Annotated in this window: 9 protein-coding genes; all 9 read right to left on the reverse strand. The window is 35.9% G+C overall.

Annotation, left to right across the window (positions count from 1 at the left end; genetic code table 11):
• Positions 1-72 precede the first annotated feature (72 nt).
• Positions 73-3132 carry a family 78 glycoside hydrolase catalytic domain gene (locus tag JOC48_RS17205; protein ID WP_239584447.1) on the reverse strand — a complete coding sequence of 1020 codons (3060 nt, stop codon included), beginning with the start codon at positions 3130-3132 and terminating at the stop codon, positions 73-75.
• A gap of 160 nt (positions 3133-3292) precedes the next feature.
• Complete coding sequence (gene dgoD, locus JOC48_RS17210) at positions 3293-4441, reverse strand: galactonate dehydratase (protein WP_204501671.1); 1149 nt, start codon at positions 4439-4441, stop codon at positions 3293-3295.
• A gap of 144 nt (positions 4442-4585) precedes the next feature.
• A complete protein-coding gene (locus JOC48_RS17215; protein ID WP_204501654.1) occupies positions 4586-5416 on the reverse strand; it encodes a carbohydrate ABC transporter permease in 831 nt (276 codons plus the stop codon).
• 15 nt (positions 5417-5431) lie between these two features.
• On the reverse strand, positions 5432-6316 hold the full coding sequence (locus JOC48_RS17220) for a carbohydrate ABC transporter permease (RefSeq protein WP_204501655.1): 885 nt from the start codon (positions 6314-6316) through the stop codon (positions 5432-5434).
• 69 nt (positions 6317-6385) lie between these two features.
• Positions 6386-7690, reverse strand: coding sequence for an ABC transporter substrate-binding protein (locus tag JOC48_RS17225; protein WP_204501656.1), 1305 nt, complete (start codon positions 7688-7690; stop codon positions 6386-6388).
• A 194-nt stretch (positions 7691-7884) separates the two neighbouring features.
• Positions 7885-9345, reverse strand: coding sequence for a response regulator (locus JOC48_RS21700; protein WP_204501657.1), 1461 nt, complete (start codon positions 9343-9345; stop codon positions 7885-7887).
• A complete protein-coding gene (locus JOC48_RS17235; protein ID WP_204501658.1) occupies positions 9338-11065 on the reverse strand; it encodes a sensor histidine kinase in 1728 nt (575 codons plus the stop codon). The genes JOC48_RS21700 and JOC48_RS17235 overlap by 8 nt, the downstream gene beginning before the upstream one ends.
• A 242-nt stretch (positions 11066-11307) precedes the next feature.
• Entirely contained in the window at positions 11308-12876 is a 1569-nt protein-coding gene (locus tag JOC48_RS17240) for an alpha-L-rhamnosidase-related protein (protein ID WP_204501659.1), read from the reverse strand.
• 455 nt (positions 12877-13331) lie between these two features.
• Positions 13332-14711: a MocR-like pyridoxine biosynthesis transcription factor PdxR gene (pdxR, locus tag JOC48_RS17245; RefSeq protein WP_204501660.1), complete on the reverse strand. Its 1380-nt coding sequence runs from the start codon at positions 14709-14711 to the stop codon at positions 13332-13334.
• Position 14712: the final 1 nt, after the last annotated feature.

Genomic DNA, 14712 nt, shown 5'->3' on the forward strand with positions numbered 1-14712 from the left:
ATTAGAATCTTTGATTAATTATCTTCATTATTTTAATGACTATTTGAAAGGGTTTTATATAATTTGCAAAAATTAATTAGTTACTTTATTGTTCTGAATAGTTGACTCAAACACATAATACCCCGATTCTATTTGAAGAATTGCTTTTCCTTCCTTATAATCGATAACTTCCATTTCATCATGCTCACTAACCAGTTTTCCATCTACTTTTACCGTATGTTGATTACTAGTAGGCAACCAAACTGTGGCAGTTGTATTCGCCGGAATGGAAACATTATAATGAAGCGTATCGTCTTGAATCTTCCATTCACTTTTTATGGTGCCATAGACTGACTTGTACTCTCCACTTACTGATGTAAGACGCTTATTCTTATCAATATTTGGTTGTAAATGTATATGCTTAAATCCAGGTCTTTCCTCATCATTAGATATACCCGCCATATATTTGTACATCCATTCGGCAATAGCTCCGTAAGCGTAGTGGTTAAATGAATTCATGCCTACGTCGCCAAAGCCATCCTCTACAGAGTATGAATTCCAGCGTTCCCAAACTGTTGTTGCCCCATTATTCACAGAGTATAACCATGAAGGCATTTGATCCTGTAACAATAAGGAATAAGCAACTTCCGAATGACCAACCTCTGATAATATTGGAGCAATCACATTTACCCCAAGAAAACCAACTGCCAATGTATTTTCGGCATAATTTACACGATTACTATTCGGATGTGTTCGCTTATATTCTTTATCATTTTTTATATTTTCAACAAGTAAATCAACCATTTGCTGCTTCTGGTCTTCGTTTTCATACAGCTCTAATTTTATACTCCAAAGCAGTCCAGCTTGACTATTATCTGCTACATCAGCGGAAGCATAAAAATTAGGCATATAAAATGGAGAACCATTCGTAGACTTCAAAGTTAATTTCCCATTTTCATCTATCTCAATGTAGTTCTTGATAAATTCTTTTTTAATCTTTTCAAACAACCTACGATATTTTTCTGCTTCCGTTTGTTTATCAATGGCTAGTGACATTTTCTCCATCAGTTTCGCATCATAAGCATAATAAGCATCACTCATTAGCTCTTTAGCTGTCCCCTCAAAATTCAACCAATCTCCTATACTACCAGGCCCTCGATATGTTTCTCCTGTTTGGCGATAGATCCAATCCATATATTTAACCATGGCATTGTAGTTTTTTTCGATAATCGTCGTATCACCAGTCATCTGCCATACCGTCCATGGAACAACGACACCAGCATCAGCCCAACCACTATTTCCGACAACACCCATAAAATCTGAGTACCTTCCACTTGGCGAAGCGGAATGGAAGTTGCCCTCACCATAAATTTCTTGAGAGTCTGTAAGCATCTCCATCCAATTTTCCAAGAAAATGGCAGCATCCATATTATATAAAGCAGTATTCGCAAAAAGTTGTGTATCTCCTGACCATCCAACTCTCTCGTCTCTTTGTGGGCAATCGGTTGGAATCCATAGATAGTTACCTCGATGGCCCCATAAAATATTAGAAAATAGTTTATTGACATCTTGATGTGACGTGACGACACTTCCGGTCTCCTCAAGTGCAGACATTACAACTTTACCGGTTAAGCTTTTCACATGGATTGTAGTATTCGTTGAAACTACTGTAACTTCAACATATCTAAAACCATGAAATGTCAAAGTAGGTTGGTATGTTTCCCCTTCTAAGTCTCCCTTTAGCGTATAATAATCTGTTGCTTTTGCTGTCCGTAAGTTTGCGGTATATATTGACCCTTGAGGACCATCAGCCCCTTCACTATCGTCATTTAACATCTCGGCAAAACGCAATTTTACTTGACTTCCCTTTTCTCCTTGAACAGTGATTTTCGGAACTCCCACCATGTTTTGGCCAAGGTCAAAAATAACCGTATCTTTATCAGAGATTGTAACATCGCTTTTCTTAGCTCGCTCTGAATCGAGAATTGTCCGATTTGAATCAGTATTGATCGTTCCTCGTCCATTTTTACTAGAGCCTTTATTGATTACGTCTGTATAATAAGTAATGGATTGAGGAAATCGATCTAATTCATCGATAATTTGTGCTGTATCACCATGAAATGCAGTAACGGTTGCATTAGGGAATACCTTTGTAAAATCATGTTCTTTAACTTCATTCCATTCTGAATCATTAAATCCGTTATCATTCCAACCCTGAATCTCCATGGTTGCATCATATGTTTCTCCATCATATATATCGTCTGAACGTATTGGGCCAGAATCTGTCGCCTTCCAACCAGAATTGATATCCGTTACCACCGAATGAACAGAATCATCTTCATAAGTAATGAATAACTTAGCAAATAAAGCGAGTTCATTCCCTTCATCCGAATAATACTTTGTTTGGCCACTTTTTACGTCTCCCTTTGATATACGACAATTCCACCAGCCATTTCCCAGTACGGCTGCAAGGGTTACAGAGTTACCCTTCATATAAGGCGTTACATCATAGGTCATATAATTTATATTGGAATCATAATTCGTCCATCCTGGAGGCATGAATTCTATCTTAGGACTCTCATTACCTTCATTAATGACCCCAAGTTTATTACCATTTATATAAGCATCATAGACTCCTAATGCGGATATATATAGTCTTGCTCTTTTAACCGCACCGGTTAACTTCTCTTGCTTTCTAAGAAAAGGAGCACCAGGACTATCAGAAGCTTTTCCATCCATTGAAATCCATTTGGCACCACTCCAGCCTTTCACACCATCCGTGCTTTTCAAACCTGTTTCAAATTGAGCATTTTCCTCAGCCTGAATCGGTTTATCATCTTGGTTCCACACAATAACTGTCCAATAATATTTCATTGATGGCTTAAGGGAACCCCCATTGTATTTAATTGCTACGGAAACATCTGATACTACTTTACCGCTATTCCATATATCTGCACTATTTTCATTTAATTTTGAAGGACTTGACGCAACAAGTATTTGATAAGCGGTTTGTTTTTGTCCATGTAAACCTGATTCCATCATCCAACTAAATCGTGGCTTTTCTTCATCAATGCCCAGTGGGTTGTATGAACCTTCAACTTTCAAGTTATTAATCTTTACCTTGCTCTTTAAATTATCCTTTTGTATATTCAAACCTTTCCCTCCCCAATAAATAACCTTCAAGTTTATTAGTAATTTATCTAAATAAATTATAGTATTTATTAAACAACTATAAGATAGCTAATCCGGACAAATTAGCATGTTATATAGACAACTTGATTAAACTTAATCTAACTTCTCAGTCTCTCATCAATTACCATTCGGCGATGCTTCCGTCTTTATGTCTCCAAATTGGATTTTTCCAGTTATGGCCTTCTTTAGCCTTTTCCTTAACGTATTCCTCATTGATTTCAATGCCAAGTCCCGGTCCTTGTGGAATTTTCACGTAACCGTCCTTGTAATCAAACACACTTCGATCCTTCACATAATCCAGGATGTCATTTTCTTTGTTGTAGTGAATGCCTAAGCTTTGCTCTTGAATAAAAGCGTTATGCGAGGTCGCATCGACTTGTAAACAAGCAGCCAAAGCAATTGGCCCTAATGGACAATGTGGTGCAAGCGCCACATCGTAAGCTTCAGCCATTGAAGCAATTTTCTTTACTTCGGTTATTCCACCTGCATGGGATAAATCTGGTTGGATTATATCGACATAACCATCTGATAAAATGGTTTTAAAATCCCATCTAGAAAACATCCTCTCCCCAGTTGCGATAGGAATATGCGTATGGTTAGCAATATCCCGTAGTGCTTCATTATTTTCAGGCAGGACCGGCTCTTCAATAAACATCGGTCTATATGGCTCAAGTTCTTTTGCTAGTATTTTTGCCATTGGCTTATGTACACGGCCATGAAAATCAATACCGATTCCGATGTCATTACCAACAGCCTCTCGTACTGCTGCAATACGTTCCACTGTTTCATCTATCTTTTTGTAGGAATCAATATATTGTAGCTCCTCAGTACCATTCATTTTTACAGCAGTAAATCCTAAATCTACTACATTCCTAGCAGCCTGGCCAACATCGGAAGGACGGTCACCCCCAATCCATGAATATACACGAATAGAATCTCTAGCCGCACCACCTATTAGCTGATAAATAGGGGCATTATAATATTTACCCTTAATATCCCAGAGTGCCTGATCAATCCCAGCAATTGCACTCATAAGGATTGGCCCTCCGCGATAAAAACCAGAGCGATACATCATGTTCCAGTGATCTTCAATTCGTAATGGATCCTTATTAATTAAATAATCCATTAATTCCTTGACCGCAGCATTAACCGTATCTGCTCTTCCTTCGATGACAGGCTCTCCCCAGCCAACAATTCCATTATCCGTTTCAATTTTCAAAAACAACCATCTAGGTGTTACCTTATACAGTTCATAGTTACTTATTTTCATTGTACTAACCTTCCTTTTTATAGCCAGACTTAATCCGCATTCGATATGTGCAATCCCATAAATACCAAATGTCATCTAGATTTTTAGAGAGGCTGACCCTTTGTTTTTTGGGACAGCCTCTATTTCTTTCTATTTAAACGAATGTTAACCTTTTACTGCCCCACTTGTCATACCCTTCATAACAAGCTTATTCAAAACTAGATATAAGACTAATGTCGGGATAATCGCTAATGAGATAGAAGCAAATGTTGGCCCCCATTGCCTCTGTCCATACTGTCCTGTAAAGTTAATTAAGCCCGTCTGGATTGTCCTTAGTTCAGAATCACTAATAAATGTCATAGCAAATATTAAGTCATTCCACACAAAGAAGAATTGTACTAATGCGACAGAAACAAAGGCATTAAGAATCATTGGTATCGATATTTTAAAGAAAATTTGATAAATACTTGCACCATCAATAATTGCTGCCTCAATTAATTCATTTGGTAATGTCTTATAATAACCGCTAAACAAAAAAATTGTTAGAGGTAATCCAAATGCAATATAAACAATAATTAATCCTAATAGATTGTTTAGTAAACCAGTACTATGATAAATCGAAAACAACGGCAATAAAACGATTTGCATTGGAATCATAATCCCTGCAAGAAAAAGTAGCATTACTGCGTTATTCAGTTTCCATTTCATTTTTTCAATTGCAAAAGCTGCTGCTGCCCCAAATATCAATATAAAAAATAGAGAAGGAAAGGTTACGAGAATACTATTTTTAAAATAAGTACCCATATTACCGATTGTCCATGCATCAATGTAATTTTGAATATAAACCCCGTCAGGTAAACTATACATTGGATTAGAAAACTCACCTGGGTCTTTAAACGATGATAGTATTAACCAAACGATTGGATAAACTGTTATTAACAAAAACGTAAAAATAAACGCTTTTCCTATAAAGTTACTAAACGCTTTCTGCAACATTCTATTCCCCTCCTTTTAGTCAATATCTTTACGCGAAAATCTGTAGATGAGTAATGTTACAATTAAACATAGTACTAACAAAAATACTGCTACTGTACTACCATAGCCGTATTCGTTATATGAGAAAGCAGAATGATACATATATACTGTCAATGGCGACGTACTTGTTCCTGGACCCCCATTAGTCAAGGCTACAATCGATTCAAAAACTTTAAGTGTACCATTTAAACTAAAGATAATTGCAGATATTAAGATTGGACGGATCATTGGAATAATAACGAAACGGGATAGCTTAATGCCACTTGCACCATCTAACCTAGCTGCTTCTAAAAGTTCTTCTGGAATATCAATTAATCCAGCATATAATAAAACAGCATAGAATCCCATGGAACGCCAAACATCCATAATAACAATCACCCAGAAGGCGGTATCCCCACTTCCAAGCCAAGCTTGCACCCACATTTCTAAATTCAATGCACTTAGTATGCTGTTCACCAAACCAAGTTGAGGGGTGATTTCAAATAATTTAGAAAACAATTGTGCAACGGCTACCGCTGGCAACACAATCGGAAAAAAGATTAGCGTTCGAATTAAGACAGAAAAACGTTTTAGTACTAAAACATAAAAAATAGCTAATATTAATCCTAAGAATACTTGCCCCGTAGTTACAACCAAAGCATATTTTATACTTAGCCAAAAACTACTAAAAAATTGCCGATCCGAAAAGATTTCAATATAGTTGTTTAATCCGATGAATTCAAATCCACCAATTGGCGACCCTTCATAAAAAGAATAACCAATGGACCATACTGTAGGTACTAATACAGCTGCGATATAAACTAATAATGATGGAAGTATGAATAGAAAAATAGCTCGTTTATCTCGTAAAACCTTTTGCATTAGTATCCCTCCTTCTTACTTTAGTAAATCAAGGAAGGTCCGATACCCAGACCTCCCTCTAATATTTTATTACTCTATTTCTTTTGCTAATTCTTCCATATACTCTTCCGGGCTTATACCATCTGAGATTAATAACTGTGCATTATCTTCTGAAACTTGTTTTGTTCTTGCATCGAAATTAGCTTCAAACCATAATGCTCCATCTTTTACATTTGCAATTTCTTCACTAATTAACTTAGTTAATGGATTAACATCTTCAGGCATTTCTGCCACATCAAAACCAGAAATTAAACCTAGGTCCTTCATCGCTCTGTCACCATAATCAGAGAATACCGCTTTCGTCCATTCCTTCATTTTGTCATTGTACTTGTCTTTAGAGAAAGCAACGATTAACCCAGCATTCATGTTGTATTCATCTAGTGTTCCAACGCCGCCTTCAACAGTAGGAACATTAAAGAAACCAATGTTATCTATACCTATTTGATTTCGGTCTTCATTACTAAAGTCTGCAATTGCCCATGTTCCCATATAATACATAGCAGCTTGTCCTTGAAGGAACATATCTACAGCAGCATCAGCATCAAGTGTATTAGCACCTTTTCCAAAGTATCCTTTATCTGCCATGCTTTTCACTTGTTCAGCTGCCTTCACAAAGCCTTCTTCTGTGATATCAAGCTCACCACGACTAACTTTTTCCATAGCTTCTACACCATAATAACGCATAACATACGCATTAATTAATCGTGTAATCGGCCACTTTTCTTTTCCCGCAACCGCAAACGGTTGAACACCATTTTGTTTTAAGGTTTCAGAAACGTTTAACATTTCATCCCAAGTAGTAGGTACTTCTAGGCCATTTTCTTCAAAAATTTGTTTGTTAAACCAAAATCCTTCAAGGTTTAACTCAGTAGGAACAGCATATAATCCCTTACCGCCAGCTAAACGCTTCAATAAATCAACTGCACCTGGATTTAATTGTTCATAAATTCCTAATTCTTTAAACGCATCTTCTACGTTAAGAACTGCATCTGCATCGATTAGTTCTTGTAAAGGTTTACCAGATTCATAATCAAAAACCTCCGGTAAATCATCACTTGCCGATAACAATTGAATCTTCTTAACTAAATCTGTTTGTGGCACTGTTTCTATGTCTAATTCATAATCTGTTTTTTCTTCTGTTAATGAAACATATACTGGAACTTCCCCGCCACTTGCATTGTTTGTAGATAAGTAATGAACACTATCGTCACTTGCTTCATTGGAAGATGATCCTTCTTTTCCTTCAGCATTGTTGCCTTCATTGTTACTTCCACAACCAACAATTAATAATGAAATCATCATTGCTAATAGTAGTTGAAGTAATTTCTTATTCATTTGATTACCCCTTTCAATTTTCTATTTATTATGACACTTTTAATTGTAAGCGCATTTATTTTAAAATGTAATCGCTTCATTATTTAGAATCTTGTCTGTTTTTTTTGGATTTTTCCCTTTAATATACGTTTTTTTTAGAAAAAAAAGCTGTGTCTATTTTTGGATATTCAAAGACACAACTCCGTTCATAATCTTCACTTTTTATACTGACCAGGGCTTACACCAACCTTTTTCTTAAAGACTTCAGAAAAGTGTCTATACGTGTGGTAACCTACTTTTTCACTAACTTCTGTTACCTTCTCCCCTTTTTCCAGCATCTTTTTCGCTTTTTCAATTCTTATATCTGTTAAATATTTAATATAAGAAAGTCCCAGTTCTTCCTTAAACAAATAACTAAAATAAGTAGGATTCATGTCAACTTGTTCAGAAACTTCACTTAACGTAATGGATTTGCCAAAATTTTTTTCTATATAATCGATCGCTTGTTTAATAGATGGATGGATATTCATATTTTCATTGTTTAATCCAGCCATGATTCCTTCAATCTGAAGTCTAAACCACTCTTTCATTTCTTCCTTCGTCTTGATTTGCCGTATCTCTACGTGAGGAAAATAATTCATAAAAAGATATTTAGATTTTGCTAACCCTTTTTCTTGAACTGTTTCAATAACCATGTAGATAACCTTTAAGACTTCTCTTTCGACGATATCCGGTTCTAACCATTTATTTTCCAACATTTTTATATAACTATCAAAATATTGTAAAACACTCTCCCTATCTAATTGCGTAACCCCTTCCCTAATCTTAGAAATAATGGTTACATTATCATCAGAAATATAGTCCTCACTTTTAATTTGTTCGTAATAATAAAAGCCGTACAGATTCATATACTGGCCATACCGAAGTGCTTTAACAGATTCATTATAACTTCTCGTTATTCCCTCTTTCTTGATTGATGTTCTTCCCACCCCTATAATTGCTTTCACAAGATCAAGTTCATCTGCGAGTATCTCTGAGTACGAGGTCAGGATATCATACTCCAAGATTACATAGATGTAATAATTCTCAAGATAAAGTTCTTGTACAAAATAAGTGGTTTGGTCACCATCTTTCCATGAAAGCTTTTTTGTTGAGGAAAGAACAGTTACGCCTAAAATAGGGTTCAGTGATATTTGGTCAATTTGCTTTTGCCATTTGCCCTCTGCCTTGTCACCTTTAAATAAAAGTTCTATCATTGCTCTTTCTAATTGCTCCGTTTGACTCAATTCAGATTGCTTTTGCTCTTCTATTTTATTTAAGGTTTTGACGATAACCTCTTCTATATTCTTAATAGTAATCGGCTTTTCTAAATAATCAATAACACCTAATTTAAGTGCTTTTTTAACGTAATCATACTCTTTAAAGCCACTAAACACGACGCAAATTGTTTCTGGTGCAACATCCATTACATATTCAATTAACTGCAGTCCATCTAATCCAGGCATACGGATATCTGTAAATATAATCTCAGGTTGCTTCTTCTTCACTACGTCCATTGCTGTGTTTCCATCAGTTGCACTTCCAACGATTTCAATTCCATATTTCGACCAATCAATCATTTGCTGTAAGCCTTTAATGACAATTGGTGCATCATCAAATATTACTGCCTTAAGCACGATCCTCTCCTCCTTTCAGTGGAAATCGTATTGTAATCTTTGTACCCTTGTTTTCTTCACTTTCCACTTTAAACATGCTTGCCGATCCATAGTATAATTTCAATCGTTCTCTAACATTTCTCATACCAAAACCCTGGTTGACTCTGTCCATATCTTTTATTCCTACACCATTGTCGCAAACCGTAAATATTGCGCTATTGTCAATTAATCTTCCGGTAACTTTTACTGTTCCCTTGCCTACCTTTGGCTCAATTCCATGATAGACAGCATTTTCGATAAGTGGCTGCAGTAGCAATTTTAGAATATCCTTATCCAATAAATCATGATCAATATCTTTAATAAACTCAAACCGGTCTCCATAACGTATATTCTGAATATTTATATAATGTTTGATATGTTCTAACTCTTTTTCGATTGGCATGGTTTCTTTTCCTCTGTTCAATGCCAATTTAAAACTCTCTGATAAAGAAATGGACATCTGAGCGATTTTATCATTACCATCTATCATTGCCATCCAATAAATAGAATCTAACGTATTATATAAAAAATGTGGATTAATTTGTGATTGTAATATTTGCAATTCAGCTTCTCTTTCCTTTACTTGCAGCGCAGTAACCCGTTTATTTAATTCATCATTTTCTTTTGAAACTGTCTTAAAGGTATTTGCAATAGTTCCAATTTCATCATTACTGAATTTATCATCAAATGTACTCTTTCCTTTCGCCCAGTCTAGCATCATCTTTCTTATTTTTTTCAATGGCTGGGTAATTGATTTAGATAAAATTAGCGATAGCAAAATGGATACGATTGAGATCACTAAGACGATTGTTATCGTTAACCCGCTTATTTCATTTGTTTCTTTAAAAAATACATCAGGAGCAACAGCTGTAGCAAATGTCCATCCCGTTGTTTGATTGCGAATTCTAGTAATTAAGTAGCCATTATCATTTAATTTTTCTAAGCTTTGTATGTCATCCCCAATATCCGTACTACTCCGCGAATAAAAAACTGGTGACTTTGCATTATTATCATGTTGAACAATAAAGTTACTATTTGGTCCCCTCGGTAGCATCTTTGCGAACATATCTTTTTTAAGGTTAACAATTAAAATCCCTAATCTTTGATGTGGAAAGTTATTTGGATCTAGTAGCAGCTTTACTGATGAAAACGTATGGATTGAATCGCCAGTATCTTCTAGTACATTATAATGAAAGAATATTTCTTTTCCATCTGCATCGACAATTTTTTGATACCAATCCGAGTCAATAATTTCATAAGACTTCCCCTCGTATCTCCCAATATTGTTCGATCTTCCATAACAAACCGCTCGAAGACGATTATCTAACAGACAAACGGAGCTAATGTTATTTTGGTCAATGAAATATTGGGACATAATCCGCTGAATGTGAAAAGATTGATCCCCTTCACTTATGACACCTTCTTCTCCCAAATCAGATTGGGCACTTAATCGTAATTCCTCTTGAATGGAGGGATTACCAAGAATTAACCGGTGTAATCTTATAACATTTTCAAACATTAATTCCGCTAGTTCATTTGTGGACTGTAAATAATCTTGATTGGTTTCAACATGCTTATCTATCAGGGTACTTTTAGCAATATTAAAAGAAATAAAACCTAACAAAACTAATGGGATTACTGTTAAAGGTATCATAACCGTAAGAAAACGAGTACGTATATATGCACTTTGGAATCGTGACAAGCATTTCCGCCAAAAAGCTCTCATAATATCCCTCACTTCTTGAATCAGACAAAACTAGTTGATTTATTTTATACATAGAAAAGAAGTATCCCTAATGTTTTTGGGATACTTCTTTTTATTATACCACTATTATTGCTCATAGCAGACCTAATCCTGTTTTAACGATTAAATCTATTTAGTTGGAATCATCCTCTTTTAAAACTACCTCCGCAACTGTCTCCACCTAAAACCTACAGATTATTTTATAGATACTCTCTCAACAAATAGGTTGGTGTACAGCTCCAAGCATGGCAATAACTATTAATTAAATGGTTACCATACGGTGAGAATTCTTTATCTTTCGGATTGTATAACTCCCAGAATGTATCTGCTCCTTCTTTAAGCATACCGCCCCAATACATTTTCATCCAATCTAAAGCTTCTTTCTTCATGTCTACCATTAACAACGCTTCTACCAAATGGTGATGCATATACGGAGTATTCATCTCAATATTAGGTTTATTTTCTAACAATCTTGTTAATAGTTCCTGATTCTTTTCTGGCTGTAGTACTTCTGCTAAGACCATCCACACTTGTGTTGCCCAAGAAACCTGGGCATTTTCACCACTAACAAAAAAGCCTAAGTCCTCTTGCCATAAATGTATAATCGTTGCCTCTAGCACTAGTTTGAGGTGCTTTTCCATCTTTTCTTGCTCTTCCTTTTTCCCAAGTGTATCTGCTAATGATATTGCTCTTCGTAAGGTATATATCAAAATGGCTTGTGATGGTGCTTGTTTATTTAAATCCTGATGCCAGTCAATAAAAGACCACCAACTTTCATCATCTTTCAAAATCCCATGATTATCTAACCTTTTTAATCCTATTTCCACTTGTCGATAAGCTGTTGGCCACAATTCTTCTAATGTCTCATAATCCTTTGTTGCTTGAAAATAGTCATATAACGTTGTGGTAAAAAACAAAGAATAATCATATAAAAACGTATCGTCCGGGATCAAGAATGGCTCGTTGAACAGATTTGCAGAAACTTGTCCATCTTGATTAGGTACTGCGGCAAATTGATACAAATTACGCTTCACCAAATCATTGTTTTTAAAAGTTGAATAATTTGCTAAAGCTTGTAAACGTAAATCGCCTAACCACAATCTACGGTCACGTTTGGGGCCATCTTCAAATACATCTTGCATGCAATCTTGTAATGTTTTTATACTTACCCGGTCAATTTCAACTAACTCTGGATCGTCATGACTAAAGCTCCCTACCTTACATACATCCGCCGAAGTGACAGCTTCAACAGTTGCCTTTTTAAATGAGACTTTATATTTTGGTGAGGTGTCAAGTACTTCAATTTTTAAATAGCGGAAACTATAGCGTCTTGGTAAGGACAGTTGATTCGGTAGCACATCAACATGTATTGTTTCCTCTTGTAGCCATGAGCTACTAATCCATCCGTCATAACTAGAAAAAGACTCAGCCATCTCTACAGGCATTTCACCAAAAGTAAGCCGCATATGAAGCGGTGCATCGGGCGGGCTGCCAACAGGTACAATATGAAGTTGCAGATAGCCCACTTGATGATCACCAAAGTCAAGTATCACTCTATCGCCTTTTCCTAGCACTTCCTCCGATAATTCATTCGCTGGCTTTAGAGGTTTTGCTTCCCAGTTATGAATTTTTTCTTTATTTTCAACAACATCTATTAAGTTTGTTGGTTCTATCACATGGCGAAATAGAGTTGGTTTCAATGATTCTGCTTTTTCCTCAAAAGATTTATTTCTTTTAACCTCATGTGTTTGATTTTTTTGGAAACTCATGTTAACACTCCTCTAAAAAAGGGTTCAGTTTAAATTAAAGCACATTGCAATTCTTCCAGCTAGGTCTGATCTATAAAACAACTTTGCTCTTCTAAGTGTTTAAGGATATTCTTAATGTGTTCATTAATCGTATTTACTCCTTTTGGAATAGCTCTGCTATTCCTTTTTGTGTCATCCAATTATTAACTGATACTAATTTGATCTAATACTTTTTAATAAACTCAATTTCAACCTTTTGTTTTACCACTATTTATGGTACGGTTCACTTTGCATTCATGGTAAAGCATCCTAAAATTCTGCCACACCCACTCATTGCCTTTGTGACAATTCTATTCTGGAATATAAACAACGAATATTTTTATTCCTCTGTAGGATTATATAGTCCATTAAGCTCTAAAGCTGGTATTGCTGAAGAACATCCTTGAGTGAGTTGACGAATCTCTAAAAAGGTACTCTTATAACCATGCTTTTCTTAAAAGATTTACACCAAGTTCGATTTCATCATAAGAAAGACCGCTAAACCCTAATTTAATCATTGGAGTTTCCGGATGATTTTTTATGAAATAGATCGAAGTTGGACGCACTTTAACACCATAAAGGGAAGCCTGCTCGATTAGCCATTCTTCTGAATGCCCTAGATATACCTTGATTAAAACGTACAAACCAGACTGTTCGCCAATAATGGATATACTTTGCCCAAAATGTTTTTTTAATAATGAGACGAGGTGTTCCATTTTTCGTTTATAAACAAGGCGCATTCGCTTAATGTGCCGATTCCATTCCCCATTTTCCATAAATTTAGCCATTGTAAATTGGCTAAAAAGTGACGTTGAGCTTTCGAAATTCAGGAACTGATTTTTATAACGATTTATAAGTTGCTTTGGTAACACCATATAGCTTATACGTAGTCCCGGTAGAAAAGACTTTGAGAAATTTCCCAGATAAATGACCCTTGTTGCATCAATAGAAGCGAGCGCTGGAAACGGCCGTTGCGTATATCGGAACTCACTATCATAATCGTCTTCAATAATGTATCCCTGTACCTTGTTTGCCCAGTAAATGAGCGTTTGTCGTTGTTGAATAGACATGTTCACACCGTACGGACTGTGATGAGAAGGTGTTACATAGATTAAATCTGAATCCATTTGTTTAATTTGCGAGAGATCTGCACCTGTTACATACACCGGCAAATATTCAAGTGAAAAGTGATGGAATTGAAAAGCTTCCCTTGCACCATGGAACCCTGGATCTTCTACGATAATACATGAATAATCTTCCTTTAGTATATGGCCTAGATTAATAAGCATTTGTTGTGTACTGCTACCGATTATAATGGCATCTGCATCTGTTCTTACCCCACGTGATTGGAGTAAGTATGCGGCAATTTGTTCGCGCAGACTCACCTCTCCAAAGGGTTCTCCATACCGAAAGCTCTCAGGTAACGTTAAGACCTGATTCGCTATTCGCCTCCATATTTTTAAGGGGAAATGGGACTGATCAACAGCATCTGTCCTAAAATCGACACGAACGGACTCTTTCTTGCTCGCCCTCTTTTTGTTAGGGAGGATTGGTGATTCCTGGTATAACGATGGCTCTAATTGATTGACAAAATAACCTTTTCGTCCTTCTCCGCGTATATAACCCTCCACTACAAGTTGGTTATACGCCATTAGGGTTGTATTACGACTTACTTGAAGAGAATCAGCAAGTTGCCGAATGGATGGTAGCTGTTCATCAGCTTTCACATTACCCTGTTCAATAACTGATTTAAACTGCTCGTAGATTTGTTTGTATTTAGGAGATCTTTCGTTTAAGGCAAAAAGATAATTTTTCATA

It is taken from the genome of Aquibacillus albus, from assembly GCF_016908325.1.
GTDB classification, from domain to species: Bacteria; Bacillota; Bacilli; order Bacillales; family Amphibacillaceae; genus Aquibacillus_A; species Aquibacillus_A albus.